25 protein-coding genes, 1 tRNA gene and 2 pseudogenes are annotated in these 24,020 nt (G+C 68.9%); 9 read left to right on the top strand and 19 right to left on the bottom strand.

Translation table 11 applies throughout. The annotated features are described in order from the left end of the window. The first annotated feature begins 57 nt into the window (after window positions 1–57). Both AC1VNH_RS06540 and AC1VNH_RS06535 read left to right on the top strand, forming a co-directional pair. A complete protein-coding gene (locus AC1VNH_RS06540; protein ID WP_483110438.1) occupies window positions 58–2,298 on the top strand; it encodes an MMPL family transporter in 2,241 nt (746 codons plus the stop codon). Then, the gene (locus AC1VNH_RS06535) at window positions 2,295–2,870 is read left to right on the top strand and encodes an isochorismatase family protein (RefSeq protein WP_483110437.1); all 576 of its coding nucleotides are present in this window, start codon (window positions 2,295–2,297) and stop codon (window positions 2,868–2,870) included. Before AC1VNH_RS06540 ends, AC1VNH_RS06535 begins: the two co-directional genes overlap by 4 nt. A gap of 13 nt (window positions 2,871–2,883) precedes the next feature. Here the strand turns inward: AC1VNH_RS06535 and AC1VNH_RS06530 are convergent, their stop codons facing one another. Then, entirely contained in the window at window positions 2,884–3,546 is a 663-nt protein-coding gene (locus AC1VNH_RS06530; RefSeq protein WP_483110435.1) for a hypothetical protein, read from the bottom strand. A 298-nt stretch (window positions 3,547–3,844) separates the two neighbouring features. Here AC1VNH_RS06530 and AC1VNH_RS06525 point away from each other — a divergent pair, with 298 nt between their 5' ends. Next, window positions 3,845–5,815 carry a purple acid phosphatase family protein gene (locus AC1VNH_RS06525; protein ID WP_483110434.1) on the top strand — a complete coding sequence of 657 codons (1,971 nt, stop codon included), beginning with the start codon at window positions 3,845–3,847 and terminating at the stop codon, window positions 5,813–5,815. An 87-nt stretch (window positions 5,816–5,902) separates the two neighbouring features. Then, window positions 5,903–6,991: a WxL protein peptidoglycan domain-containing protein gene (locus AC1VNH_RS06520; protein WP_483110432.1), complete on the top strand. Its 1,089-nt coding sequence runs from the start codon at window positions 5,903–5,905 to the stop codon at window positions 6,989–6,991. Window positions 6,992–7,050: 59 nt separating this feature from the next. On the opposite strand, the gene AC1VNH_RS06515 is transcribed toward AC1VNH_RS06520, so the two are convergent. The 11 genes from AC1VNH_RS06515 to AC1VNH_RS06465 all read right to left on the bottom strand — a co-directional run bounded on the left by AC1VNH_RS06515 (window position 7,051) and on the right by AC1VNH_RS06465 (window position 14,866). Then, window positions 7,051–7,395, bottom strand: coding sequence for a hypothetical protein (locus tag AC1VNH_RS06515; protein WP_483110431.1), 345 nt, complete (start codon window positions 7,393–7,395; stop codon window positions 7,051–7,053). Then, a complete protein-coding gene (locus AC1VNH_RS06510) occupies window positions 7,392–8,726 on the bottom strand; it encodes a HupE/UreJ family protein (protein ID WP_483110429.1) in 1,335 nt (444 codons plus the stop codon). The genes AC1VNH_RS06515 and AC1VNH_RS06510 overlap by 4 nt, the downstream gene beginning before the upstream one ends. A gap of 70 nt (window positions 8,727–8,796) precedes the next feature. Continuing rightward, entirely contained in the window at window positions 8,797–10,641 is a 1,845-nt protein-coding gene (nhaA, locus tag AC1VNH_RS06505) for a Na+/H+ antiporter NhaA (RefSeq protein ID WP_483110427.1), read from the bottom strand. 125 nt (window positions 10,642–10,766) lie between these two features. After that, window positions 10,767–11,048 (bottom strand): hypothetical protein, encoded by a 282-nt coding sequence (locus AC1VNH_RS06500; protein ID WP_483110425.1) that lies wholly within the window; start codon window positions 11,046–11,048, stop codon window positions 10,767–10,769. Between the two features lie 31 nt (window positions 11,049–11,079). Beyond that, window positions 11,080–11,280 (bottom strand): CDGSH iron-sulfur domain-containing protein, encoded by a 201-nt coding sequence (locus AC1VNH_RS06495; RefSeq protein ID WP_243231480.1) that lies wholly within the window; start codon window positions 11,278–11,280, stop codon window positions 11,080–11,082. Then, window positions 11,277–12,296, bottom strand: a complete 1,020-nt coding sequence (locus AC1VNH_RS06490) for an iron-containing redox enzyme family protein (protein ID WP_483112701.1) — start codon at window positions 12,294–12,296, stop codon at window positions 11,277–11,279. Before AC1VNH_RS06490 ends, AC1VNH_RS06495 begins: the two co-directional genes overlap by 4 nt. Before the next feature lie 118 nt (window positions 12,297–12,414). Continuing rightward, window positions 12,415–12,858 carry a BLUF domain-containing protein gene (locus AC1VNH_RS06485; RefSeq protein ID WP_483110423.1) on the bottom strand — a complete coding sequence of 148 codons (444 nt, stop codon included), beginning with the start codon at window positions 12,856–12,858 and terminating at the stop codon, window positions 12,415–12,417. A 14-nt stretch (window positions 12,859–12,872) separates the two neighbouring features. Then, window positions 12,873–13,100, bottom strand: coding sequence for a hypothetical protein (locus AC1VNH_RS06480; RefSeq protein ID WP_483110421.1), 228 nt, complete (start codon window positions 13,098–13,100; stop codon window positions 12,873–12,875). Then, window positions 13,097–13,291 carry a hypothetical protein gene (locus AC1VNH_RS06475; RefSeq protein WP_483110420.1) on the bottom strand — a complete coding sequence of 65 codons (195 nt, stop codon included), beginning with the start codon at window positions 13,289–13,291 and terminating at the stop codon, window positions 13,097–13,099. The genes AC1VNH_RS06480 and AC1VNH_RS06475 overlap by 4 nt, the downstream gene beginning before the upstream one ends. Window positions 13,292–13,420: 129 nt before the next feature. Beyond that, window positions 13,421–14,062 (bottom strand): zinc ribbon domain-containing protein, encoded by a 642-nt coding sequence (locus AC1VNH_RS06470; RefSeq protein WP_483110418.1) that lies wholly within the window; start codon window positions 14,060–14,062, stop codon window positions 13,421–13,423. Window positions 14,063–14,206: 144 nt separating this feature from the next. Then, the gene (locus tag AC1VNH_RS06465; protein WP_483110416.1) at window positions 14,207–14,866 is read right to left on the bottom strand and encodes a DUF1345 domain-containing protein; all 660 of its coding nucleotides are present in this window, start codon (window positions 14,864–14,866) and stop codon (window positions 14,207–14,209) included. 179 nt (window positions 14,867–15,045) lie between these two features. Between AC1VNH_RS06465 and AC1VNH_RS06460 the strand changes: the two genes are divergently transcribed. Next, window positions 15,046–15,828: a hypothetical protein gene (locus AC1VNH_RS06460; RefSeq protein ID WP_483110414.1), complete on the top strand. Its 783-nt coding sequence runs from the start codon at window positions 15,046–15,048 to the stop codon at window positions 15,826–15,828. Window positions 15,829–15,841: 13 nt separating this feature from the next. Here the strand turns inward: AC1VNH_RS06460 and AC1VNH_RS06455 are convergent, their stop codons facing one another. Together AC1VNH_RS06455 and AC1VNH_RS06450 are read right to left on the bottom strand one after the other, a co-directional pair. After that, a complete protein-coding gene (locus AC1VNH_RS06455; RefSeq protein ID WP_483110413.1) occupies window positions 15,842–16,291 on the bottom strand; it encodes a hypothetical protein in 450 nt (149 codons plus the stop codon). Window positions 16,292–16,368: 77 nt separating this feature from the next. Next, a complete protein-coding gene (locus tag AC1VNH_RS06450; RefSeq protein WP_483110411.1) occupies window positions 16,369–17,205 on the bottom strand; it encodes an SDR family oxidoreductase in 837 nt (278 codons plus the stop codon). A gap of 83 nt (window positions 17,206–17,288) precedes the next feature. Between AC1VNH_RS06450 and AC1VNH_RS06445 the strand changes: the two genes are divergently transcribed. Next, the gene (locus tag AC1VNH_RS06445) at window positions 17,289–17,939 is read left to right on the top strand and encodes a TetR/AcrR family transcriptional regulator (RefSeq protein WP_483110410.1); all 651 of its coding nucleotides are present in this window, start codon (window positions 17,289–17,291) and stop codon (window positions 17,937–17,939) included. Window positions 17,940–18,501: 562 nt separating this feature from the next. On the opposite strand, the pseudogene AC1VNH_RS06440 reads toward AC1VNH_RS06445, so the two are convergent. Beyond that, window positions 18,502–18,888, bottom strand: a pseudogene (locus AC1VNH_RS06440) (SDR family NAD(P)-dependent oxidoreductase); the annotation flags it as partial. 77 nt (window positions 18,889–18,965) lie between these two features. Between AC1VNH_RS06440 and AC1VNH_RS06435 the strand changes: the two are divergent. Together AC1VNH_RS06435 and AC1VNH_RS06430 are read left to right on the top strand one after the other, a co-directional pair. Beyond that, complete coding sequence (locus tag AC1VNH_RS06435; RefSeq protein ID WP_483110408.1) at window positions 18,966–19,436, top strand: MarR family winged helix-turn-helix transcriptional regulator; 471 nt, start codon at window positions 18,966–18,968, stop codon at window positions 19,434–19,436. Between the two features lie 80 nt (window positions 19,437–19,516). Beyond that, window positions 19,517–21,621 (top strand): annotated as a pseudogene (locus AC1VNH_RS06430) (heavy metal translocating P-type ATPase). Between the two features lie 21 nt (window positions 21,622–21,642). On the opposite strand, the gene AC1VNH_RS06425 reads toward AC1VNH_RS06430, so the two are convergent. The 3 genes from AC1VNH_RS06425 to AC1VNH_RS06415 all read right to left on the bottom strand — a co-directional run bounded on the left by AC1VNH_RS06425 (window position 21,643) and on the right by AC1VNH_RS06415 (window position 23,495). Then, the gene (locus AC1VNH_RS06425) at window positions 21,643–22,131 is read right to left on the bottom strand and encodes a YbaK/EbsC family protein (protein WP_483110407.1); all 489 of its coding nucleotides are present in this window, start codon (window positions 22,129–22,131) and stop codon (window positions 21,643–21,645) included. Next, on the bottom strand, window positions 22,121–22,669 hold the full coding sequence (locus AC1VNH_RS06420; RefSeq protein WP_483110406.1) for a helix-turn-helix domain-containing protein: 549 nt from the start codon (window positions 22,667–22,669) through the stop codon (window positions 22,121–22,123). Before AC1VNH_RS06420 ends, AC1VNH_RS06425 begins: the two co-directional genes overlap by 11 nt. Window positions 22,670–22,856: 187 nt before the next feature. After that, window positions 22,857–23,495 (bottom strand): DNA-directed RNA polymerase subunit beta, encoded by a 639-nt coding sequence (locus AC1VNH_RS06415; RefSeq protein WP_483110405.1) that lies wholly within the window; start codon window positions 23,493–23,495, stop codon window positions 22,857–22,859. A gap of 89 nt (window positions 23,496–23,584) precedes the next feature. On the opposite strand from AC1VNH_RS06415, the gene AC1VNH_RS06410 reads away from it, so the two are divergent. Next, window positions 23,585–23,657 (top strand) — tRNA-Lys (locus tag AC1VNH_RS06410). Here the strand turns inward: AC1VNH_RS06410 and AC1VNH_RS06405 are convergent. After that, window positions 23,619–23,921 (bottom strand): helix-turn-helix domain-containing protein, encoded by a 303-nt coding sequence (locus AC1VNH_RS06405; RefSeq protein WP_413816755.1) that lies wholly within the window; start codon window positions 23,919–23,921, stop codon window positions 23,619–23,621. The genes AC1VNH_RS06410 and AC1VNH_RS06405 overlap by 39 nt on opposite strands. Between the last annotated feature and the right edge of the window lie 99 nt (window positions 23,922–24,020).

The following is a 24,020-nucleotide window of genomic DNA, read 5'->3' as shown; positions in this document are numbered from 1 at the left end:
TTGCGGCGCGAGAAGACGGACTGGCGCAGAGGCCATATAGCTAGATAAGCTAGCGACATGGCCGCATCCTCGACTCCGACCCGACCCTCGCGCTGGCTCCGGGTGGGAATCCCCGCGCTGCTCGTACTCATCTGGCTCGTGGTGGGCTCGATCGGCGGTCCGTACTTCGGCAAGGTCGACGAGGTCTCCACCAACGACCAGTCGACGTTTCTGCCGCAGAGCGCGGCCTCCACGCAGGTCAACGAGCGGCTTCCCGATTTCCTCGCCGGCGACAGCATCCCCGCCGTCGTGGTGTTCTCGGCAGACCAGAAGCTCAGCGACGGGCAGCTCGCCGAGCTGCAGACGGTGGCCGACGACATCGCGCAGACGCCGGGGGTCCTCGACGGCATCTCGCCGCCGATCGTGTCCGACGACGGTCTCGCGGCCCAGATCTTCGTGCCCATCGACGCCTCGGGCGAGGTGCCCGAGGCTGTCGAGGCGGTCCGCGACGTCGTCGCGTCGCAGGCGCCCTCCGGCGTCGAAGGATGGGTGACCGGTCCCGCCGGATTCACCGCGGACCTCGTCGAGGGCTTCCTCGGCATCGACGGGCTGCTGCTGGGCGTCGCGCTCATCGCCGTGTTCGTGATCCTCGTCATCGTCTACCGCTCGCCCCTTCTGCCCGTTCTCGTGCTGCTCACGAGCGTCTTCGCGTTGTGTGTGGCACTGCTGACGGTGTGGTGGCTCGCCAAAGCCGGAATCTTCGTGCTGAACGGCCAGGTGCAGGGCATCCTGTTCATCCTCGTCATCGGCGCCGCCACCGACTACGCCCTGCTCTTCGTCGCGAGATATCGCGAGGCGGTGGCCGAGGGGCAGAAGAGATGGCCGGCGACCCTCCAGGCCTGGCGCGGCGCGTTCGAGCCCATCCTCGCCTCCGGCGGAACCGTCGTCGCGGGACTGCTCTGCCTGCTGCTCTCGGACCTCGCCAGCAACCGCGCTCTCGGCCCGATCGCGGCCATCGGCATCGCATTCGCGATGCTCTCCGCACTCACGTTCCTGCCCGCGCTGCTCGCGCTCGTGGGGCGTGCCGCCTTCTGGCCCTTCATTCCGAAGCACCCTGCCGCGGTGCCGTCGGACGACCCGAACGCGCCCGTGTCAGGCCTGTGGCCGCGAGTCGCGCGATTCGTCACGCGGCGTGCTCGTCCGGTGTGGATCATCAGCACCGTCGTCCTCCTCGTGGGCGCCGCGGGCGTCACGCAGCTCAAGGCCGACGGCGTGCCCTCCAGCGACCTCGTGCTCGGGTACTCGCAGGCGCGTGACGGCCAGGACGTGCTCGCGGAGCACTTCCCGGCCGGCTCCGGCAGCCCGGTCTACGTCGTGGTCTCCGAGGCGGATGCGGCCGCCGCCGTCACGGCGACGTCGGATGCCGAGGGCATCGACAGCGTGGCGATCGCCGCTGCAGACTCGCCGACGGGTCAGGCTTCGGTGAGCGTCTCGCAAGGCGCGCTCGAGCTCGCCGCGGTCGGCCCGCCCGGGACTCCCGCGCCTTCGGCCACCACGGTCGACGGCGACGTGCTGCTGATCGCGACGCTCGCGGATGCGGCCGACTCCGCCGCGGCCGACGATGCCGTCGTGGCGCTGCGCGACACCCTCGACAACGATCTCGGGGAAGGTGCGGCGCTCGTCGGCGGGCAGACCGCCATCGACGTCGACACGAACGCCACCTCGATCCGCGACCGCACGGTCATCATCCCGGTCATCCTCGCGGTCGTCTTCGTGATCCTCATGCTTCTGCTGCGGTCCGTGCTGGCACCCGTCCTGCTGATCGCGAGCACGGTGATCTCGTTCGGGACGGCGATGGGAGTGAGCGCGCTCGTGTTCAATCACGTGTTCGACTTCCCCGGAGCAGACCCCGCGGTGCCGCTGTACGGCTTCGTGTTCCTCGTCGCGCTCGGCATCGACTACAACATCTTCCTCATGTCGCGCGTGCGGGAGGAATCGCTGCGCCACGGCACCCGCGCGGGCATCGTGCGCGGCCTCGTATCGACCGGAGGGGTGATCACCTCGGCCGGCCTCGTGCTCGCGGCGACGTTCGCCGCCCTCGGCGTCATCCCGATCCTGTTCCTCGCGCAGTTGGCGTTCATCGTCGCGTTCGGCGTGCTGCTGGACACCTTCGTCGTCCGCTCGCTCCTGGTGCCCGCGCTCGCCTCCGACATCGGACGCGCGGTGTGGTGGCCGTCCAAGCTGTGGCGTGCGGGGCCTGAGACGAAGGACGCGGCACCGATGACGCGCGCCGAGTACCGGCGTACGCTCGGATCATGACCAAGGCGCTGTTCATCGTCGACGTCCAGAACGACTTCACCGAGCGCGGTGCGCTCGGGGTGGCTGGGGGTGACGCGGTCGCCGAGCGGATCTCCGCCTACCTCGCGGAGCACGCGGGTGACTACGGCCTCATCGTCGCGTCCCGGGACTGGCACGATGCCGAGGGCGACAACGGCGGGCACTTCGCCGCAGAGCCCGACTTCATCGACACGTGGCCGCCGCACTGCGTGGCGGGCACGTTCGGCGCCGAGTACGACGAGGTCTTCGACACGTCCGCCGTGACACACCACCTCAAGAAGGGGCAGGGAGAGCCCGCCTACTCGCTTTTCGAGGGACGCACCGACGACGGTCGTACGGCGACCGAGCTGCTCGAGGATCACGGCATCCTCGACATCGACGTGGTCGGTCTCGCCACCGACTACTGCGTGCGCGCGTCGGCCCTGGACGCCATCGCCGCCGGCCGGCACGTGCGTGTGTTCACCGACCTCGTCGCCGGCGTGCACGCCGAGTCGAGTGAGAGGGCCCTCGCGGAGATCGCGCACGCCGGCGCAGAGGTCACTGCGTCGCGCTGAGCCCCCACGGAGCTCAGGAGATCCAGAGGACGACTCCGGTCATTCCTGTCAGCACGGCTGCGACGCCCGCACGGATGGCGTCGTCGCAGCGCTCGGGGGTGAACGACGCCTCGTCGAAGTGGGTGGCCGATCCCATGCCCTCGCCGCGGAATCCCGCACCGGTCCAGTCGACGGCGGTCACGTTCTCGGTGGGCTCGGCGAGTTCTGCTCCGAGGACGAGGAAGGGGACGTCGAGGTGGTTCGGCGTCACCATCGCCATTGCGTCGATGAGGCCCTCGCCCGCCGCGACGATGAGCTCGGGGCTCATGTCCATCGCGTGCACGATGCCCGTGATCGCGTCGCCGCCGGCATCCACCGTCCGCAGGTCGACGTCCTCGTCGGCCGCCCATGCGGCTACGGCGTCGCGGAGCGCCTGCGTCGTCGTGTCGTCGCCGCTTGTCAGGAGCACGACGCGGTAGCCCGGTGCGGGGTGCACGTCGTCCCATGATCCCAGGCGCGGGTCCACCGTCGCCTCCGGCGTCGGCGCGACCTCGGGAGTGAAGCCCGGCGCGGGCGAGCCCAGCACTCCGATCGCCTCGCGCGGCACGTCCCAGCCGGCGCCGGCGCATCCGGCGAGCACGAGCGCCAGCGCGAGGCCGGTCGCGCCGAGGGCGAGGGATGCGGAGCGTTGCGGCACAGAGAGTCCTTGCAGAAGAGAGGGAGGGACGACACCAGAATGCCGGTTGCCGAGGCCGCCACTTCGCCCTCGCGCCCCGGTTCGCGCATTGTTCCTCGGATCTGCCGCCGTCGTTCACCGTCTGAGCGCACCGGCGGGACACGTCGTGATCCTCATCTGTTCGCCCGACAGCTGATTCGTACGCCATCGATCGTTCACTCTCAGGAAAGCTCGGCGGGCCAGCTTGCTTCCAGGCGCCGGGATCCGTGCGCCTGCCTGGTTGACCCACATCCACTTCCTCTCCAGAAACGGAAGACTCATGCTCCTTGCAGCACCCTCGCGACCCACGGGTCGCGCGGCCCTGTGGGCCTCGGCGGCGGCGGTCGGCGCCGCGCTGATGCTCAGCGGCGCCCTCGTCGCCCCTGCGGCGCACGCCGACGACCCGGCGGGCTACACCGGCATCGTGCTGGGCGTCGCCTCCAACGAGACGCAGCGCACGGTGTCCTGGTACACCTCTGCCGACACGTCGCAGGTCGTGCAGTTGGCGCCCACCTCCGCCGTCGTGAACGGTCAGTTCGTCGCCTCCGTGACGACCTTCGCCGCCACGGGGGCGGCCAACATCTCGACCACGGGCTACAACCGCCACGCCGTGCTGTCGGGACTGCAGGAGAACACGCAGTACTCGTACCGCGTGGGCTCCGACGGCAACTGGTCGCCGACCTACTCGTTCAAGACGCAGTCCTTCGAGGGCGACTTCGACTTCCTGTTCTTCGGCGACCCCCAGATCGGTTCCTCGGGCAACGTCGCGAAGGACGGCGCCGGCTGGGCCGACACCATGAACGTCGCGCTGACCGCCAACCCGAACGCGGAGCTGCTGGTCTCCGGCGGTGACCAGGTCGAGACGGCCAACACCGAGCCGCAATGGGACGCGTTCCTCGCTCCCGACCAGCTGCGCCAGTACCCCTGGGCCGCGACGATCGGCAACCACGACGTCGGCGGCAAGGCGTACGAGCAGCACTTCTACACGCCCAACACCGATTACTCCTCGGCGTACTACAAGGATCCGACGAAGACGGCGACCACGTCCGGCGGCGACTACTGGTACATCTACAAGGACGTGCTGTTCATCGACCTGAACAGCAACAGCTACGACTCGGCGAACGGCGGCGGTGACGCGGCCCACGTGCAGTACGTGACGGATGTGGTGAACCAGCACGGCGCCGACGCGAAGTACACCGTGCTCGTGTACCACCACTCGATCTACTCCGCCGCCGATCACGCGAAGGACGCCGACAACAAGGTGCGCCGCGTGGACTTCCCGACCACCTTCTCCAAGCTCGGCGTCGACCTCGTGCTCCAGGGTCACGACCACGTCTACACGCGCAGCTACGAGATCAAGAACGGCGAGAAGGCCAACCCGGCCGAGCAGCCCGGACAGAACGACGTCTTCGTCGGGGAGGGCGGCGTCATCTACATGACAGCGAACTCGGCATCGGGCTCGAAGTACTACGACATCACCGCGCCCGACAACAGCGGCACCACCGGAGCAGGCAACGGCCCCGACCCGCTGAAGCCGAGCGATTACTGGTACAACTCCGTGCAGAACCAGGAGCACGTGCGCAGCTACGTCAAGGTGCAGGTGCGCGCCGACCAGCTCGTCGTCGAGGGCATCCGCTCGGGCACCTGCGACGCTCCCAATGCCGCGGTGGAGCAGGGCAAGGTCAGCTGGTGCGGTACGCCGGGGTCGAGCACGGCGGTCGACAGCGTCGGGTCCCTGATCGACTCGGTCACCATCCACCCCTTCCACGGTGACGGGCAGGACATCCAGGTCGATGTTCCCAACCAGGCTCCCGGCGAGTTCGGCTGGACGATCGACGGACAGAACGGTCTCGTAGACCTCGGTACCGCCCAGGAGAAGGGCGACTACTTCGAGGCGACGGGTGAGATCAACCCGATCAGCGTCACCGACACGCGCTCCTCGCTGGCGCCGTGGTCGCTCACCTCGGTGCTCGGCGACTTCACGGACGGCGACAAGACGTTCTCCGGCCGCTACCTGGGCTGGACGCCGAAGGTCGTCACCGACGGCGCCGGGGCCACTGCCGGTGCAACCGTCTCCTCGGGCTACGACACCGGTGACGGTCTGGCCGTCAGCCGCGTGCTCGGCTCTGCCGCGCAGGGACACACGAAGGGATCGGCTCTGCTGGGTGCAGCGCTCGACCTCAAACTCCCGACCGACACGGCAAAGGGCAGCTACCGCGCGACTCTGACCCTCACCGCGCTCGCCGGCTGACACCCGCGGCACCTTCCGTCCGTGGGAGGGGGCGCCTGCCCCCTCCCACGGACATCCCCGTTGCGCCCCACGACCCGAAGGATCTCCGTGAACCCTCGCTCCACCCCTCCGCATCCTCGACTCATCGCGCTGAGCTCCGCGGTGCTCGCCGCGCTCACCGTCCTCGCCTTCGCGGCACCCGTTCAGGCCGCCGAGGGCGATGACGTCACCTGGACCGTCCGGACCGCCTCCAACAACCTGGGCTCGGAGCGGACGAACTACAGCTACACGGTCGATCCGGGCGGGTCGGTCTCGGACGCCGTCACGATCGCGAACCACGGTGACGAGGCGCTGGATCTCAAGGTCTACGCCGCCGACGGCTCGACTTCCGACGAGGGCCAGCTGTCCCTGCTCGTCGCGGGGGAGTCTTCCCATGCGATCGGCGCGTGGATCGCGCCCCAGCAGGCGACCGTGACGGTGGCGGCCGGTGAGACGGTCACCGTCCCGTTCACCCTCTCCGTCCCCGAGAACGCCACGCCCGGCGACTATGCCGGCGGCGTGGTCACCTCGCTCAGTGCGCCGGACGCGCAGAACGGCGTCACGGTCGATCGGAGACTGGGAATCCGCGTCAACCTGCGGGTGGGTGGCGAGCTCGTGCCCTCCCTGGCGGTCGAGAACATGTCTGTGGCCTGGAACGGCGGGCTCAACCCCTTCGCCGGCGGTGACGCCACCGTGACGTACACCCTGCACAACACCGGCAACGCGACGATCGCCGCGCAGCCGACGGCGCGCGTCAGCGGGATCTTCGACCTCTTCGGAATGGACGCCGCGGCGGCACAGGACGTGCCCGCGCTCCTTCCCGGGGAGTCATGGACCCAGACCCTTTCCGTTCCTGGTGTCCCTCCCGTGCTCGCGCTCATCGCCGGTGTGCACGTGGTGCCCGTCGTGACCGATGCGTCGGGCTCGACGACTCCGCTCGAGACGGTGACGGGCCAGACGATCGGCGCCGCCATCCCGTGGACGCTGCTCGTGATCGTGCTGCTCGTGGCGGCCGCGGTCTTCCTGCTGCTGCGCTCGCGGCGCCGGCGCAGCGAAGCCGCGCAGCAGCGTGCCGATGCGCGCGTGGAGGATGCGGTCGCCCGCGCTCTCGCAGAAGAGCGCGCCAAGGCCGCAGCCGGCGCCGCATCGGTTGACTGAGCGCGACACGACGAGACGCCCCCGGAAGGATCCGGGGGCGTCTCGTCGTGTCGCGGCGCTCAGGCGCGGCGGCGGTGGCGAGCGACCAGGGCTGTACCCACGCCCGTGACGGTCAACCCGCCGAACAGCCACGGAAGAAGCTCCTGCAGATCGCCGCCGGTCGCCGGCAGCGCGTCGGTGGGCTGCTGCGGCGGCGTAGGAGTGGGCGACGGGGACGCGGCCCCGGCATGCTCGGGGATCTCGACGGTGATCACCATCGACCCGCTGGGAGCGTCCGCGGCATCCGGGTCGTCCTCGGCGGCGTGCGCGGCCCATGCGCCCGTTGCCACGAGGAGGGTTGAGACGGTCAGGGCGACGAAGCCTCGGCCCAGCGCCGCCCGTCGGCACTGCCGCGGCGAGGTCATCGTTCCACCTCGATCCGTCGCGAGGATGCGGTGGTGCGCGTGAAGTACCAGAGCGCCGCGACGAGAGCCACTAGCAGCAGGTACGACACGACGGGGGAACTGGCGATCCCGGTGAACACCGGCTGCAGCACCGAGTCCTGGTCGGTCAGAATCCCGCCGATCCATGCGGCGGCGGCCACGATCGCGGCGATCGCGACGGCGGTGCGGAAGCCGGCGAACGCGCGCGCGTGGGAGAGCCAGATGAGCAGGGGGAGCACGAGCACGGCGGCGATGAGCTGCGCGAGTTCCACACCGACGTTGAAGCCGACGATGGCGGCGAGGGTCTCGCCGAATCCGAGGTTGAGCTCGAGGATCGTCGTGGCGAACGCCGTGCCGTGCACGAGCCCGAACACTCCCGCGATGAGCAGCTCCCCTCGTGGGAGCAGCGGCTTCATCGCGTGCGTGGCAGCGACGGCGATGGAGACGGCGACGAGGATCTCCACCGGCTTCTCGGGGAAGGAGATGAGCCCGAGCGAGACGAGAGCGAGGGTGATCAGGTGTCCGACGGTGAACGCCGTGATCGTCAGCGCCGCCCTGCCCACGGTCTTCTTGACGGGGATCGGCTGCTGCCAGCGCCACCCCCGCCGAGCCCGTGTCGCGAGCGAGGGGGCGACGATCAGCAATGTCGTGAGGAACAGCAGGTGATCGGTCCCCTCGGCGATGTGCAGCATCCCGAGACGGATCACCGCGAGCAGTCCGTGCAGCGGGTCGGTGTCGCTGCGCTCCCACGTGAGGTGGGTGACGCCGCCGCCCAGCACGCCGATCACCTGCGGGTCGCCCTCGTTGATCTGGCCGTCGTCCCAGTCACTGATCAACGCGACGTAGACCTGATGTGAGGGGACGACGTCGATGATGAAGTCGTCGGTGAACTCCAGCGCACCCTGCAGCGTGCGGTCCGCGGTGAAGCGCAACGTCGTCTCGATCGCATCCTCGTCGTTCACCGTCGCGAAGGTCGGTTCCTCGAGCACGGAGGCGGTCAGAGCGCCCTGCTCGTCGGAGATATGCACGCGGTGGAGCAGGAACGTCATGAGGTTGTCGGAGATCGCGTCGAGCTCCGACTGCTCGGTGGCGATGTCATAGCCCGTGGCCGCCACGAAGCCGGCCTTCTGGATCTGCATCTTCACATCCACCGCATCCTGCCGGACCGTGAGGAACACGCCCGTCGACCCCGTGGGATGCGCTGCCGCGCGCTGCGTCGGCAGGAGGACGAGAACGAGAACCAGCAGGATGGCCGCGAGCGCGATGATCGTCAGGCGGGTCTCCGCCGCACGACGGACGACGGTAGTAGGCACACGCGCACCCTAGGGGCGGCGGGCAAACGGCTGTCGAACGGGTGGCAACCGCTCGGAGCGGGAGCTCGAGTTACGGGTGTGGCTCGATGACACGACCGCGGGAGGCCTCCAGCGCCCGGATGAGGGAGGCAGAGTCCCACGGGCCGACATGGCGGATCCCGCCGATGAAGAACGTGGGCGTCGAGTGCAGGTCCATGAGCTCCGCGTCCAGGCGGTCGTCCTGGATGTGGCGCAGGACGGCGGGAGAGCGCAGGTCGTCGGCGAAGCGATCAGTGTCCAGACCCAGCTCGTCGGCGTAGCGGATCAGATCCGAGAGCTCCAGCTGATCCTGATGGGCGAACATCTTGCGCGTCATCTCGTAGAAGTGGCCCTGCGCCGCCGCGGCCTCCGATGCCTGCGCCGCCTGCTGGGCGTGCGGATGCGGGGCGTCGAGCGGCAGGTGCCGCCAGACCCACCGCACCTGGTCGCCCAGCGCGGCGAAGACCTCGTCGATGGAGCCGGTCGCGCGGCCGCAGAACGGGCACTCGAAGTCGCCGTACTCGACGATCGTCAGCGGTGCGTCCTTCGGTCCCTTGATGTGATCGCGCGCGGGGTCGACGGGGCGGTTCAGGTACTTGCCGACGGCGACGGGCGGACGCACGCGGTCGCCGATCGAGATGATCGCCCATCCGGCGAGGAACGCGAGGACGGATGCGGTGAGCACTCCGACGCGGGCGAGATCCTGCGTGTGCGGGTCGTCGATCGCGATGGGCACGAGGAAGAGCGCGATCGTGAATCCGATGCCCGAAAGGGCCCCGCCGCCGGCGATCCGTGTCATCCCGAGACCGGGGGCGAGAACGCCCTTGCCCGTCGCGCGTAGCAGCCAGGTCGCGCCCGTGATGCCGACGAACTTGCCGGCGACGAGCGCGACGATGATGCCCCAGGTCAACGGCGAGGTGAAGGCTTCCTTCAGCGTCGCAGGGTCGAGGTGGACGCCCGCGTTCGCCAGCGCGAACAGGGGCAGCACTCCGAAGGAGATGTAGGGGCGCCATCCCGCATCCACGCGTTCGTTGATCGAGAGCGAGTCGCGGAGGCTGCGCTGCACCGCGGCCGCGTACACGGTGTTGGGGGACTCGCGGAAGGCGCGGGTGAGCTCAGCCGTGCGTTCGACATCGCTGCGCCGGGGTGGGAAGACCGGGATGAGCAGGGCGATGGCGACGCCGGCGAGGGTCGCGTGCACGCCCGACAGCAGCACGATGATCCAGAGGGCGATGCCGAGGGCGGCGTAGGAGAAACCGCGACCGTAGGGCAGGAAGCGCACCAGGGCGATCAGCCCCATGAGGACTGTGGCCACCACGAGAGCTGCGAGGTTGAGGCTGTCGGAGTAGAAGACGCCGATGACCAGCAGCGCCCCAATGTCGTCGACGACGGCGAGGGTCAGCAGGAACGCCCGCAGGCGTGCGGGGAACTTCGGGCCGATGATGGCGAGGGCCCCGAGCAGAAACGCCGTGTCGGTGGAGATCACGACGCCCCACGCGTGTGTCTCGTCGGTGCCGAGGGTGAAGAGGATGAAGATCCCCGCGGGTACCACGAGCCCCGCGACCGCCGCCGCGATCGGCAGCGTGGCGCGAGCGCGGTCAGTGAGTTCGCCGATGGTCAGTTCGCGCTTGACCTCGAGTCCGACGAGGAAGAAGAACAGCGTCATCAGCCCGTCGTTGACGAGCGCGTGGAGGTTCGAGTCGATCTGCACATCGCCCACGGCGATCGTGATGGGCGTCTCCCAGAAGTGCTCGTAGCCGGCACCCCAGGGGCTGTTCGCCCAGATGATGGCCAGAGCGGTGGCGATCAGCATCAGGGCGGCCGACAGGCGGTCCGGGGCGATCGGTCGGCGCTTCTTCTTGGTGGGGCCGCTGCGCTGCAGTTCGACGCTGGTCATCGGGCTCCTCCCGGGCGCGGATGCGGGATCACGGGCGAACGCCCAGGAGGAAGTCTGCCGCATCCGGGGCCGGGCGGGGCGAGCGAGAGTGGCCCCGCCCGACCCACCCTGACGGATCGTCTCCGTCAGCGCTGCATCGGACGCCAGGACTCCAGGAACGCCGAGACCGTGAGCGTCTCCAGCTCCAGCTCGATCTTGCCGAACAGATGCGACGCCAGATTGGCGTCGGTGGGGATGCGGAGCACGAGCGCTTGGGTGTCGAGTCGGCGGACCTCGACGTCGTACATGTTGAGCACACCGGAACCGAGCAGGGCGTCGACTCCCGCACGTACCCAGTTCGAGGGGCGCGGCACGAGCGCGGCGCTCAGGTAGTCGGCGGCGACCTCGTCGTCGGATGCGGTGTCCATACACCCCATCTTCTCGTGACGGGCACCGTCATCACTCGTCCGTGTGGAAGCCCGCTGCCTTGTGCGTGCCGTCGCAGAACGGTTTGATGCTCGACAGGCCGCACCGACACAAGGCGACGGTGCGGCGGCGGCGCTCGACCGGGTTGCCCGCCGCGTCCACGATCCGCGCTTCGCCGCGCACGAGTAGCGGTCCGTCGGGATAGGCGGTGATCGTCACGGGTTCGTCGCTCATGCGGCACCGCCACGCAGTGAGGAGACGCCGCTGGTGAACGCGTCGTACATGTGCTGCGCGACCCAGCCGTCGACGGCCAGGCACGCGGCGGCGCCGAACATGATGTCGGCGAGCAGATCGGGTCGATCCTCCGCGAGGGCTCCCGCGAGATCCCGGCCGGCGATCTGCTCGTGCACGGCGTCGGCTTCGACGTGCTCGTCGAAGTAGTCCGTCACGTCATCCCCGTAGCCGAGTCGGCGCAGACCGTCGCCGTAGAGGTGATTGGGGATGGAGGACGTCATCTCGAAGGCGGCCAGGTGGCCCACGATGGCGCCGAGCAGGCGACGGTTCAACCCGAACATCGACATCGTGTTGTGCGAGGCCAGGGTCACAGCGGGCACATCGTCGACGTAGGCGCCGTAGCGATCGTCGAGCCCGGCGGCGCGGATGGTGCGCGCGAAGATCTCGGCGTGCACACGATCGGCTCGGCCCCCGCCGTACTCGTCGGACTGGATCTCGACGAGCGCCGCTTTCGCACGGCCGCGCAGCCGGGGGATCGCCCACGAGTGAGGGTCGGCTTCGCGCAGCGTGTAGATCGTGCGCTGGATAAGGAACTCCCGCGCCTGCTCCTCGGTCGCCTTGCGAGCGAGGTAGCGGGACAAGCTCGGGCCGCTGTCATCGGAGGTCAGCGCGAAGAGCGCCTGTGCGACATCGGCGGCGTGGGGAGCCGGGAGGGCGGGCACGGCGACCTCCCGACGTAAGGCGGCTTCGAACGCGGATTCGAGCAGCTGCCGCACGGTGAGCAGCTCCGCATCCCACTCCAGTGCGGCGTCGAGGCCGTCGAGCGAGCCGTAGGCGTTCGCGTAGAGGCAGAAGAGCGTGAGTTGGATGTCGTCGTCCCGGGCGATGTCCGGCGTCATCGCCAGGGCACGCTCGGCCAGCCCGGTCAGATCGTCGTCTGCCGCAGCGGTCGACAGGCGCAGCGCGACGGCCTCGCTCAGCGGGCCGCGAGCGGCGAAAGGCAGACCGGGCAGCATCGCCCGGGGGATGGCGGTCAGTGACACGAGTGCTCCGATCGTTCGGGGGAACGTCTGCATCTCACCCGTTCCCGCGCCGGGGCGAAGGGGGCTTGACACATCGGAGCGTGCGGCGCGGTTAGTCCCTCTGATGCCGGCTGCGCACCCGGAACCACAGAGTGAGCTCGCCGATCGCGCGCAGCACATTGTCGGGGTCGTCCCGGTCGCCGAGGTCGTCGAACGTGTCGCGGAAGCCCTCCGGAGCCGGATGCGAGGGCGGCGAGATGGGCTCGTATCCCATGCTCCACTCCGAGAACCGCCGCTCGCCGATCTCCTCGTCCCGCACGATCCGCACGTCGGCATGCCGCGGGTCGGCCTGGATGACCCGCATCAGGTCGCGCACCGCGGTATCTGGGCCCTCGAGGATCTGGATGAAATGTCCGGCCCGATACAGGAGCATGCCGGTGATCCCGCGGCGATCGTTCGAGTCCCGGCTGGTGGCGAGCAGCTGTTCCAGGTCGGGATCGGTGAAGGGGGCGCGCGCGTGACTGGTATAGACGACGGAGATCAATGGGTCGGTCACGGTGGTGGACTCCTTCAGCGCCGGACAGGATGCGGGCGCGGCGGTTGCGCGATGAGGGCGTTCATCGCGTGCGTGATCACGGCGAAGCGCCCCGCAGGGCGCGAATGCATGTCGAAGGCTGCGAAGGCGCCGTCGCTCTGTCGCTCGATGTAGCCCAGGAACTCGCCCCGCCTGCTGCCGACGTGGAAGCCGTCTTCGACACGCGCCCAGACGACGCCCGCCGCGTTCGGGTCCGTCGTCATGATGCGGCCGCGCCGTCCTGGCGGTGTGCCGCCCAGATCGCCTCGACGGCGTCCCGGTGCGAGCTGTGGAGGTACAGCGAACGGTAGCTCAGCGAGAAGCTGTCGGGGGTGATGGCGTCGGTGTAGTGCACGACGATGGCGCTGTCGAGTCCGAGCAGTCGCTCCACCTCCGCGTTCACGCGCTCAGGCACGTTCGTGCCGCTCTCGCATCGAGGCGGCGGACGTCGGGATACGTGCCGTCATGCCACGAACGTACGGGATGTGACCTGGCGATCGGCGGGGGTTGCGCGAAAGGAAGAGATCGCCTCGCCGACGCGGGGTCAGGCGGTGAGGCTCGTTCCGCATTCCGCGCAGAAGCGGGACGTGCCGGGGTTCTCCGCGCGGCAACCGGTGCACACACGGACACTCACCAGTGAGGCCCCGCACTCGCCGCAGAACTTGCCGCCGTGCGACTGCGCGCCGCACGAGGGGCAGCGTGGCTGAGCCTGGCGGCCGAGGTCTACCCCGCCGACCAGATCCACAGTCTCCAGCCGCTGGCGCATCTGCTGACGTCGAGCCTCCGCCTGCAGCTGCGCGAGTTCCTCGGTGAGGGCGGGGGAGCAGCGCACGCACTGCCCGACCTGATCGTTCCAGCACACGTCGCCGCACACCCAGTCGCTGCAGCCGCGGCACTGGTGGAACCGCGGGCCGATCTCTGCCGTGGCGGCGCGCAGCGCCTCATCCTTGGCGGGGGAGTTCGTGCTGCGATCGAGCAAGTTCTCGGCCATGGAGGTGAATTGCGACAGCTGCCCGCCGAACAGATTGCCGAGCCCGCGGGCGATCTTCTGGCCGGCCGCTCGAGGGTCGCGCCGGAACGCGGAATGGTAGCCGTTGCCGCAGCGCTCGCAGCGGAACTCGAACTGGTAGCCGTCGGCGTTGGAAAGGTCACTGAAGTTGTCGGTGAACGGCACGTGTTCAGACATGTCACTCCTGAGGAGAGTCGGTCGGGTCCGAGGGGGAATCGGATGCCTCGTGCCGGTGCGCCCGGGCGCGATCTGCGTCCTGATCAGACGATAACACCGTGGATTCGGGGTCTAGAACGGCTGTGGATCACCGCATCCGCTCGGTCAGTGGGCGAGGCTGGAGACGAGGTTGATGGTCGCGGCGACGACCACGACGCCCAGCAGGAACGACAGGAGCGCGTGACGAAGCGCCTCGCGTCGGATGGTGCTGCTGGTGATGGTCGTGTCCGATACCTGGTACGTCATGCCGAGCGTGAAGGCGAGATAGGCGAAGTCGCGGTAGGCAGGGGGATCCTGCTGGTTGAAGTCGATGCCGCCGTGCTGCGCGTAGTACAGCGCGGCGTAACGGAGGCTGAAGAGCACGTGGATGAGGAACCACGACGCTGCCACGGTGACCACCGCGATGCCGGCCAACTCGAGCCGGGCGGAGTTCGAAGTCACGGTGCCGGCCTCGACCAGCACGAGCGCGATAGCGCCGAAGCTTGCGAGGCTGGCCAGCACGAGCAGGGTCTGCGCGGTCGTCTGGGTCGGATCCTCGCGGGTCGCGTGCTGCTCGGTCTGGGCGGCATCCAGACGCAGAATGCCGAGCCACACCCACAGAGAGAAGGTGCCGGCCCCCGCGATCCAGCCGATGGCGGGTGCGTAGATCCATGAGGCCGTCAGCCCCACGGCGACGGTGACGATGACGAACACGCCGAACAGGACCGTCACCCGCCAGCCGGCGCGGTGGCGGCGCGAGGAGAAGTCCGTGGCCGGGGTGCTCACACGCGGGCCGTTCGCTCTTGCATACCCGGATCGTACGGCGTGCGCGGGGTGGGTTGCCCTGGATGCGCGTCCAGGGCGTGATGCGGGTCGCGTCTGCTCGCTTGCGATGGAAGCGGGCGCACGACACACTGGTGCCGATCCGCCGTGTCGGCTGAGGGGGCAGTGTGCACGATGTGGGTATGAGGGCACGCCTGGCCGCGATGGTGCCTTATCTCGTCACGGTCGCGTGCGTCGCTGCGGGCGCAACGGTCGCGTGTCTGGCGATGGTTCTGTTCCTGCAGTCGGTCTTCGGAGCCACTCTCGGTCTCGACGCCTTGCTGAGCGCCCTCCCCACTGCGGCCATCGGGGGCGCGCTGACCGCGCTCTTCGTGACGCTGTTCACTGTGCCGTTGTGTCTGTCGATGCGGCGTCGGAGGGTGCTGTTCGTCGTGCTGAGCGGCGCCGGTCCGCTCGTGGGCTGGCCGGTCGTCGGCGCCATCGCGGCGCGTGACGCGGGTCTGCCGTACTCGACTGTGGCGGAGACGGTGGGTGGGGTATCGTCGGCCGTCGCCGTGTTGGTTGCGGTGATTGCGGTCCTCGCGCTCGGCGAGCGCGAACGAGCCGAATCCGGGTCGGCGCAGACGGCCCCCGCTGCGCAGGACGTCTTCGACGAGCTCGCGCATCTGCAGGGTGACGAAGTGCCGCCGCCGACGACCGCGCGCCCCCGGCCGGTCGTGCGCGTTGTGCTCACCGTCGTCGGTGTCGCGAGCGCGACCGGGGGTCTCGTCCTTGCAGCGCACGGTGCCGCGTACCTTCTCGGGCAGACCGCGTTTCTTCCGTGGGGGATCCGCATCGTCGGGCTGGACTACGCCCGGCTGATGGTCCCTTCGGTACTGAGTCTGGTCGGCGGGGTGCTGCTCGCGTTCGTCGGGTGCGGGGTGCTGGTGGCCTCGTTCAACCTGGGGCGGATTCGCCGCCGCTGACGCCGTCCTCGGGTCACGCCCAGCGCGGAGTGTGTGCTCTCGCTCGCGCATCTGCGACGGCTCGCGCATCTACGGGGAGCTCTACGTGGACGCCGAACTCCGGCCAGCGAAACACGAGCCCATCGACGACCGCGCCTGTGGCGACGGGCGTGTACAGAAGCAGGTCGCATTTGTGTTCGCTGCCCCCGCCGCTCACCGTTGTGAACGGCTCTGCCTGCGCCGTCTCGCTCAGCGCGAGTGTCGGGATGCGGCCGTCGCGTGGCGCATTCGGGGCGGCGAGAAGCCTGTCTCGGAGATCGATGCCCGGAGCGCTGCACACCATGAGCCGCGCTTCGAGTCCTTCCGGGAATGCTCGGATGCTGACCACGACGAGAAGCCTGTCGTCGTCGACGAGCACGATGTCGTCGGCTCCGGGCACACGTGCGCTGATCAGCCCTGTCGGAGGGTAGAGGCGTTGCTGCATGCGAACCACTCAATCATCCGCGGCGCGGCGCGTCCTCGGAATTCGCGCGAGCGCGGAGAGGGAACCGAGGCGCAGGCTCAGCGGAAGAGACGCTTGTTGTCTTCGACCCATCGACGGAAGGTGCGGGACGGCTTACCGGTGATGCGTGTGTACTCGTCGGACACACTGGGGCGGGCGCCGACCGCCTCGCGCCAGTCCTTGATGATCTGGCGCACCCAGACCACCGGAACATGATGTGAGAGCATCGCAGCCGACTCCGCTTCCGTCTGCTCGGTCACCGAGAGCGGCCGTCCGATGACGTCGCCGATGGTCTCGATCTGCTCGCGCAGCGTGAGGCGCTCGGGGCCGCTGAGCGACGGCGCCTGCCCGATTAGAGTGTCTGAGGTCATGGCGATCACAGCGACATCGGCGATGTCCTGTTCGTGGATGGGGGCCTGCACCGCATCCGGGTAGGGGAGCGGGACCGCGCCGTCGCTCTTGATGCTCCAGCTCCACCGCGCCGCATTGCTGGCGAAGCCGCCGGGTCGGAGGAACGTGTAGGCGAGTCCCGACTCTTCCACCGCTCGCTCGACACGAAGGAAGCGGCCGCCATTGAAGTCCTCCGCCGCGCCCGGCAGCGTTACGGCGCTGGAGGACAGCAGCACCACGTGTCGCACGCCGGCGGCGGCAAGCGTGTCCAGCAGCGGCGTCGGCGCAGCGAGGTCTGCGTAGAGGAACACCCGATCGACGTTCACGAGAGCGTCTGCGAAGGATGCGGGGTCATCGAGATCTGCGGCGAAGGTCTGCACGGATGTCGGCAGAGCGAGCTTCTCGGGCGAACGACTGGTTGCGCGGACCTCCGTCCCGCGCTCGAGGAGTCCTTCGACCACCGCGCCGCCGACCGCGCCGCTCGCGCCCACCACCAGAACCGACATCGCCCACTCCTCTCGATTACGAACGCTGTTCGCGAACAGTATTCGTTACGAACGGCGTTCGTGTCAACTGCTACTCTTGGCGTATGGCTTCGACAGAGGACGCGCCGTCCCGCCGCGGGAGATCCGCTAAGCCTCCGCTATCGCGGCAGGCGATTCTGGATGCGGCGAAGGATCTTGTGCAGGCCGGTGGCGTAGATGCGCTGACTCTTCGACAGGTCGCGGATCGCGTCGAGACGGGCCCCGCATCTCTGTATGCATACTTCGCCAACCGTGACGTGCTGCTCGAGCACCTTCTCGACGCGGCATACGGCGAGGTGGCACTCGTCGAGATCGCGACAGGTGGATGGAAGCAGGCGCTCGCCGCCACGATCGGCAACACCATCGATGCGCTTGGCCGCTATCCGGGACTCGGGGCCGTCGCGCTCGGGACCATTCCGACGCTGCCGGGTGCGCTCCGGCTCGCCGAGCACGAGCTGGCTCTGATGGAGGTGGGAGGTGTGCCCGGCGATCGTGCCGCGCTGGCGGTGGACCTCATTGCCCAGTTCGCGGCATCCACCGCGGTCGAGCGTGCCGTGCGTCGCGAGGATGCTGGTGGTGCCGCGCAGCGGGGGCGCGTCCGGGCTGCATACGAGGAAGCCGATCCCGACCGGTTCCCCCGCGTGACGCGATCCGCGGCGCTGCTGACCGGTCCGGGGAAGAGTCTCGACGCGCCTTCGCGATCGACCTCATCGTGAACGGGATCGAGCGCTCCGACTGAGGGCTTGCGTGCCGTGTGTGCACCCGTGGTGACAGCCGTCGCAGTGGGGCGTGCTCACTCGCTGTCGAGCAGTCGCTCCGTCTCGGCCCAGAGCCGTGCCTGCCATTGCGGATCGTCGCCAGGTGCCGTCGGCGGGATGGTTCTCCTTCCCGGACCGTGTAGTAGCCGCCGGTCTTCCCATCGAAGGCCGGGTCGATCGCCAGCGCGGTGATGAGCGCGGCGCCCCGGCGGGGATCGCCCACGCGGAGCGTCTTCAGGAGTCTCGCCAGAGCTGGAGCGAAGGCGAGCTCGCGGCCGAGTCCCGTCACATTGAAGCCGGGGTCGACCACGTTCGCCGTCACGCCCGAGCCTTCGAGGCGGCGGGCCAGCTCGAGGGTGAACATGATGTCCAGAAGCTTGCTCTTGCCGTAGAGGGGGGAGGAGCCGCGGGCGGTGAAGGTCCTGGTGTCGGTGAGATCGTCGGGCAGGACGAGCCTGCCGTGCCGTCGAGAAGCCTCGGACCCGACGTTCACGATCCGGGCCCCCGGCGTCGCGCGAAGCCGCGGAAGCAGCGCCCGGGTCAGCACCCAGGGCGCCAAGTAGTTCACTGCGACCATCTCGGGGTACCCCTCATCCGTGACGCGCTGTTCGAATGCGTGGATGCCCGCGTTGTTGATGAGGATGTCGACGCGGTCATGACGTCGAGCGATCTCGGTGCCTGCGCGCGCGACATCGTCGGTACGGGCAAGGTCGACGAGAACGACGTCGACGACGGCGTCGGGGGCGGCCTCGATGATCATCGATCGGGTCTGCTCGGCGCGAGTGGCGCTTCTGGCGGTCATCACGATATGAGCGCCGTGTGAGGCGAGCTGGACGGCGGTCAGTTGACCGAGCCCGCTTGTTGCTCCGGTGATGACGGCGACGGGGGTTCTCGAGGGTGAGGACATGACGGGCTGCTCATTCTTCTGTGCGCGCGAGGCGGATATCGTGGGGATATACCAACCGTATCTGAAATGATGGAAATATGCCCACTAATCAACGAGCTGTCGATGCTGGCGGCGACCGCGGTGCCGTCGAGTTGCAGTTGGGGGCGGAGCTCAACGCTCTCCTGAGTGCGTCTCGGGCCTTGACGGAGCGGTCGGCAGCGGCGTTTCATCCCGACCTGCAGCCGGCCGCCTTCCATGTGGCTCGTTGGCTCTACGCCTACGGCCCCGCCAAGCCGAGCGCGGTCGCGGAGGCGGTGGCGATGGACAGAAGTTCCACAAGCTCGCTCATCGGCCGGATGAAGGCGCTCGGGCTCGTGGACAGCGCGCCCGACCCCGATGATCGCCGGGCCGTTCGCGTCTCACTCACCCCGGATGGCAGGGCTCAGGTCGCCCGTGCGCTGGAGGTGCGCGGTGAGGACTTCTTCGCGCGGACGGCGAGCTGGTCGCTCGAGGATCTCTGCACCTTCGTCTCATTGCTCCACAGCTTCAATCGCCCCGCCGACGAATAGCGAGGATCGGCGGTCGCCCTTCAACATACCCCAGGGGGGTATTCTGTCTCCGCGGACATCATTCGTCGAGGGAGGGCAGGATGTCACACGATCACATGGCGCACCACGCCGATGAGGCGGGCCACCACAACCACGACCAGCACGCCGGTATGGCTCAAGACGGGCACGCCGGTCACGCCGGTCACGCCGGTCACGGCGACCATGTCGCTCGTTTCCGTCGGCTCTTCTGGATCATGCTCGTGATCGCGGTGCCGGTCGTGGCCTTCTCGAGCATGTTCTCGATGCTGCTGGGCTACCCCCTTCCCGATGGCGCGTGGGTCGGATGGGTCTCGCCGCTGCTGGGCGCGGTCATGTACTTCTGGGGAGGATGGCCGTTCCTCACCGGCGCGGTCTCCGAACTGCGAATGCTTCGACCCGGGATGATGCTGCTGATCGCACTCGCCATCACGGTCGCGTTCGTCGCGTCGTTGGGCGCGAGCGTCGGGTTGCTCGATCACGAGCTCGACTTCTGGTGGAGCTGGCGCTTCTGATCGTCATCATGCTGCTCGGTCACTGGATCGAGATGCGCTCGCTCGCGCAGACCACGTCGGCACTCGACTCGCTGGCAGCGCTGCTTCCGGACGAAGCCGAGATCGTCGATGCGAGCGGCACGCGAACGGTCGCCGCCTCCGATGTCGTGGTCGGCGACGTCGTGCTGGTTCGCCCGGGCGGACGTGTCCCGGCCGATGGCCGCGTCATCACCGGTTCGGCCAGCATGGACGAGTCGATGATCACGGGGGAGTCTCGGGCGGTGACCCGAGCCGAAGGCGCGGCGGTCGTGGCGGGAACCATTGCGACCGACTCATCCATCCGGGTCGAGATCACCGCGGTCGGCGACGGTACGACTCTTGCCGGCATCCAGCGTCTCGTCTCCGAAGCGCAGAACTCGTCGTCGCGGGCGCAGCGGATCGCGGATCGAGCCGCGGCCTGGTTGTTCTGGTTCGCACTCGGTGCTGCGGTCATCACGGCTGCGGTGTGGACCCTGGTCGGACTGCCCGATGAGGCGGTGGTACGCACGATCACCGTCCTTGTCATCGCCTGCCCGCACGCGCTCGGACTCGCCATTCCGCTCGTCGTCTCGATCGCGACGGAGCGCGCGGCCCGCGGTGGCGTCCTGATCAAAGATCGGCTCGCACTCGAGCGGATGCGCACCGTCGACACCGTGCTGTTCGACAAGACCGGCACGCTCACGAAGGGGGAGCCGACCGTCACCGGCATCGAGGCCGCAGGTCAACTGACGCCGGACGACGTGCTCGCCCTCGCGGCCGCCGCGGAGGTCGAATCCGAGCATCCGCTCGCCCGTGCCATCGTCGCCTCTGCTCGCGAGCGTGGCGCACGCATCCCGAGCGCGTCGGATGTCACGTCATCTCCCGCGGTCGGCGTCACGGCCACGGTCGACGGCAGGACGATCCGGGTGGGCGGGCCGAATCTCCTCAGCGAAGAGGACGCGCGGGAGCTGCCCGTCGCCGATGTCTGGCGCGAGGAGGGGGCCATCATCCTGCACGTGCTCGCCGACGGGGAGGTCGTTGGGGCGTTGCGTCTCGCTGATGCCGTGCGTGAGGAGTCCCGTCAGGCGATCGAGGCGCTGCATGCGCTGCGGCGCGAGGTCGTGATGATCACCGGCGATGCGGAGGCGGTGGCGAATTCCGTGGCCCGGGAGCTCGGTATCGATCGCGTCTTCGCGGGGGTCCGTCCCGAGGACAAGGCCGACAGGGTGAGAGATCTCCAGGCAGAAGGGCGGATCGTCGCGATGGTCGGCGATGGCGTCAATGACGCACCGGCGCTCGCGCAGGCCGACGTCGGCATCGCGATCGGCGCCGGAACCGACGTGGCGATCGCTTCGGCGGGCGTCATCCTCGCCGGCTCGGATCCGCGTTCGGTGCTGTCGGTCATCCAGCTCTCGCGCGCGACGTACCGGAAGATGACGCAGAATCTCTGGTGGGCGGCGGGGTACAACCTGCTGTCGGTGCCGTTGGCGGCGGGGGTGCTGGCACCACTCGGATTCGTGCTGCCGATGTCGGTCGGGGCCATCCTGATGTCGGCGTCGACCGTGGTGGTCGCGGTCAACGCCCAGCTTCTGCGTCGTCTGGATCTGCGGCCGGAGACGAGCACCCGCGAGGCGCTCGGTGAGGTCGCTCGGGCGTAGGCGCGGTGGGATCCCCGCCGATCAGTCCTCGGCTACCCGCACAGGGGTGCCGCGGGTGAGCACCGTCAGCTGTTCGAACGTCAGCGGCATGACCGTGTGGGGCGTGCCGCCCGCGGCCCAGATCGTCTCGTAGCTGGCCAAGGCGGTGTCGATCACGGTTCGGATCGGAGCGGGATGCCCCACCGGTGCCACGCCACCGATGGCCTGCCCGGTGATCGCGCGCACCTGCTTCGCCGAGGCCATGACGATCGTCGCCGCTGCCAGCTGAGCCGCCAGGATGTCGGTGTCGACGCGATGGCGACCGCTGGTCATCACCAGTACCGGTTCGTCGTCGGCCAGGAACAGGAGGCTGCTCGCGATCGCTCCGACCTCGCATCCGAGTGCTGCGGCCGCGTCGGCGGCCGTGCGAGTGGAGTCGGGCAGTTCGCGCACCTGCGAGGCGATTCCCGCATCTCTGAGATGCTGCTGAACGATCCGGCTCCGTTCGGGCAGGTGCTGGTCATCGGTCATGGGGGAGGTGTCCTTCCTCGGAGGCGGTGTGCGGTGGGTAGTGCATGAGCAGGATGACGTCGGCGGCGTCGTCGAGCGCCTGGAATCGATGCGGCGCATCCCCCGGGTAGCGGATGCTCTCGCCGGCACCCACCTCCTGCTCGCTGCCCGTGGGCCCGACGAGGACCCGGCCCCGGATGACGGTGACCGTCTCCTCGACGCCGTGAGCGTGAGCGCGGGACTCCTGGCGGTCGGTCGTGAGGGTTGCGCGGTAGGCCTCGATCAGGGTCGAGCCGACCGTCCATCTGTCGAGCAGGGTGGCGGACACGGAGGCCCCGGTGACCGGTTGGGCGTGCGCGCCGCCGGTGAGGAGGGCGCCCAGGGGTGCGTCGAGCGCGGTCATCAGTGCGAACAGCGTGTCGAGACGTGCACCTCGGCGCTCATTCTCCAGCTCGGAGATCGTGCCCTTGCCGATCCCGCTCACGCGAGCGAGCTCGGAGAGCGACATGCCGCGCTCCTCGCGGAGTCGTCGCAGTCGCACGCCGACCGAGTCGTCCATGTCACACCCCCGTTCTGAAAACAGAACGATACGGATGCGGGAGTGTGTGCGCAAGCCCGAGGCCCAGGCCTGGCCGTGGATGGCTGCTCGCGGCCATCCCGGCAACGAGACTGCACTTCCGCCACGAGATCACGGGTGAACACCGTGATCTCGTGCGCGGAATGCAGTCTCGCGGTGAGGGGCGGGCTCAGGTGAGGTTGTCGCGGCGCCAGAGCGAGGCGGATGCGGTGAGGTCCTCCGCGTAGGTGGTGAGACGAAGGGCCCGCGTGGTGAACGAGGACGCCCGCTCCGGCTCACTCGTCTCGTGATCATCGGCGAGCTGCACCGCCCCCGCGGCCGTCACGCGGCAGAACGCCGCGGCGCGCTCGAGTGCGACGGCGAAGTCGCCCTCGAAGAGCCCGCGCAGGATCATGTCGATCAGCGCCACCAACTCCTCGGGGCCTGCCGGTGCCGGCGCGCCCGCGACCAGGTCATCGATCGATGAGAGCGCAGTGCGGCCACGCTCGTACAGGAGCGCCGCGGTGCGCGGGTCGTCGTGGATCATCGCCTGGAGCAGGTAGAGACGCCAGAGCGCGCCCGGCAGCGAGCGCGCAGGCGCACGCGACCACAACTCGGCGACGTCGTCGATGCCGTGCTCGGTCGCGAAGGACACCAACCGGTCGACGACCTCCGCATCCGGATCCGCACGCACACGGGCGAGGAGAGCGGCAGCCGTCGAGTGCGCGATGCGCGACACTTCGGCGGGATCGTCGCCCGAGAACAGGCGGTCGAACAGTTCGGCAGGACGCCGAATGGGCTTGTGGAAGGGCCGCTGCTCGTCAGTCATCCCCTCAAGGGTACCCGCGCCCTCCCACCCGTCCATGGGCAGCGGATGCGGCGAACGCAGGGCTCGCGAAACAGTAGGCTGGAGGTCACGGGCCTCTAGCTCAGTCGGTAGAGCATCGGACTTTTAATCCGCGGGTCGAGGGTTCGAGCCCCTCGGGGCCCACTCCATGCCCCCGCCGGGACCATCCGGACGGGGGCTTTCGTCTGCCCACCCGAGAAACCATGTCCGCGGGACGCCGGACATGTGCTCGAGCTTGACGGCGACGGCCGGCAGATCCGCCGGCTGGTTCCGGCCGCTCTCCCACGCGGCGTACGCCGGCGAGCCGACGCCGAGCTGCGCAGCCATGTCGCCCTGCGTGAGGCCAAGCTCACGACGGACCTTGCGGAGGCGCTCGCCAAAGGTCCACTGCGGGATGCGGCGAGCCATGTGGATGACGTTGGTCGACATGGCACCAGACACTATCTGCACGCATCAATACCTGTCAACGGCTATTAATACCTGCACGCTGAGTTGACAGGTTTAGAT

The organism is Microbacterium sp. KU4F (assembly GCF_056868075.1).
This window is presented reverse-complemented; position numbering and strand designations above follow the sequence as displayed.

What these genes read in the sequence shown, in the direction of transcription:
- AC1VNH_RS06435 (WP_483110408.1), top strand. Translation starts at nt 18,966, where the DNA reads ATGCCCACTAATCAACGAGCTGTCGATGCTGGCGGCGACCGCGGTGCC.
- nhaA (WP_483110427.1), bottom strand. Translation starts at nt 10,641, where the DNA reads ATGACCAGCGTCGAACTGCAGCGCAGCGGCCCCACCAAGAAGAAGCGC.
- AC1VNH_RS06495 (WP_243231480.1), bottom strand. Translation starts at nt 11,280, where the DNA reads ATGAGCGACGAACCCGTGACGATCACCGCCTATCCCGACGGACCGCTA.
- AC1VNH_RS06535 (WP_483110437.1), top strand. Translation starts at nt 2,295, where the DNA reads ATGACCAAGGCGCTGTTCATCGTCGACGTCCAGAACGACTTCACCGAG.
- AC1VNH_RS06500 (WP_483110425.1), bottom strand. Translation starts at nt 11,048, where the DNA reads ATGGACACCGCATCCGACGACGAGGTCGCCGCCGACTACCTGAGCGCC.
- AC1VNH_RS06525 (WP_483110434.1), top strand. Translation starts at nt 3,845, where the DNA reads ATGCTCCTTGCAGCACCCTCGCGACCCACGGGTCGCGCGGCCCTGTGG.
- AC1VNH_RS06420 (WP_483110406.1), bottom strand. Translation starts at nt 22,669, where the DNA reads ATGGACGACTCGGTCGGCGTGCGACTGCGACGACTCCGCGAGGAGCGC.
- AC1VNH_RS06455 (WP_483110413.1), bottom strand. Translation starts at nt 16,291, where the DNA reads ATGCAGCAACGCCTCTACCCTCCGACAGGGCTGATCAGCGCACGTGTG.
- AC1VNH_RS06540 (WP_483110438.1), top strand. Translation starts at nt 58, where the DNA reads ATGGCCGCATCCTCGACTCCGACCCGACCCTCGCGCTGGCTCCGGGTG.
- AC1VNH_RS06425 (WP_483110407.1), bottom strand. Translation starts at nt 22,131, where the DNA reads ATGACCGATGACCAGCACCTGCCCGAACGGAGCCGGATCGTTCAGCAG.
- AC1VNH_RS06450 (WP_483110411.1), bottom strand. Translation starts at nt 17,205, where the DNA reads ATGTCGGTTCTGGTGGTGGGCGCGAGCGGCGCGGTCGGCGGCGCGGTG.
- AC1VNH_RS06460 (WP_483110414.1), top strand. Translation starts at nt 15,046, where the DNA reads ATGAGGGCACGCCTGGCCGCGATGGTGCCTTATCTCGTCACGGTCGCG.
- AC1VNH_RS06480 (WP_483110421.1), bottom strand. Translation starts at nt 13,100, where the DNA reads ATGACGACGGACCCGAACGCGGCGGGCGTCGTCTGGGCGCGTGTCGAA.
- AC1VNH_RS06405 (WP_413816755.1), bottom strand. Translation starts at nt 23,921, where the DNA reads ATGGCTCGCCGCATCCCGCAGTGGACCTTTGGCGAGCGCCTCCGCAAG.
- AC1VNH_RS06515 (WP_483110431.1), bottom strand. Translation starts at nt 7,395, where the DNA reads ATGACCTCGCCGCGGCAGTGCCGACGGGCGGCGCTGGGCCGAGGCTTC.
- AC1VNH_RS06445 (WP_483110410.1), top strand. Translation starts at nt 17,289, where the DNA reads ATGGCTTCGACAGAGGACGCGCCGTCCCGCCGCGGGAGATCCGCTAAG.
- AC1VNH_RS06490 (WP_483112701.1), bottom strand. Translation starts at nt 12,296, where the DNA reads ATGCTGCCCGGTCTGCCTTTCGCCGCTCGCGGCCCGCTGAGCGAGGCC.
- AC1VNH_RS06415 (WP_483110405.1), bottom strand. Translation starts at nt 23,495, where the DNA reads ATGACTGACGAGCAGCGGCCCTTCCACAAGCCCATTCGGCGTCCTGCC.
- AC1VNH_RS06470 (WP_483110418.1), bottom strand. Translation starts at nt 14,062, where the DNA reads ATGTCTGAACACGTGCCGTTCACCGACAACTTCAGTGACCTTTCCAAC.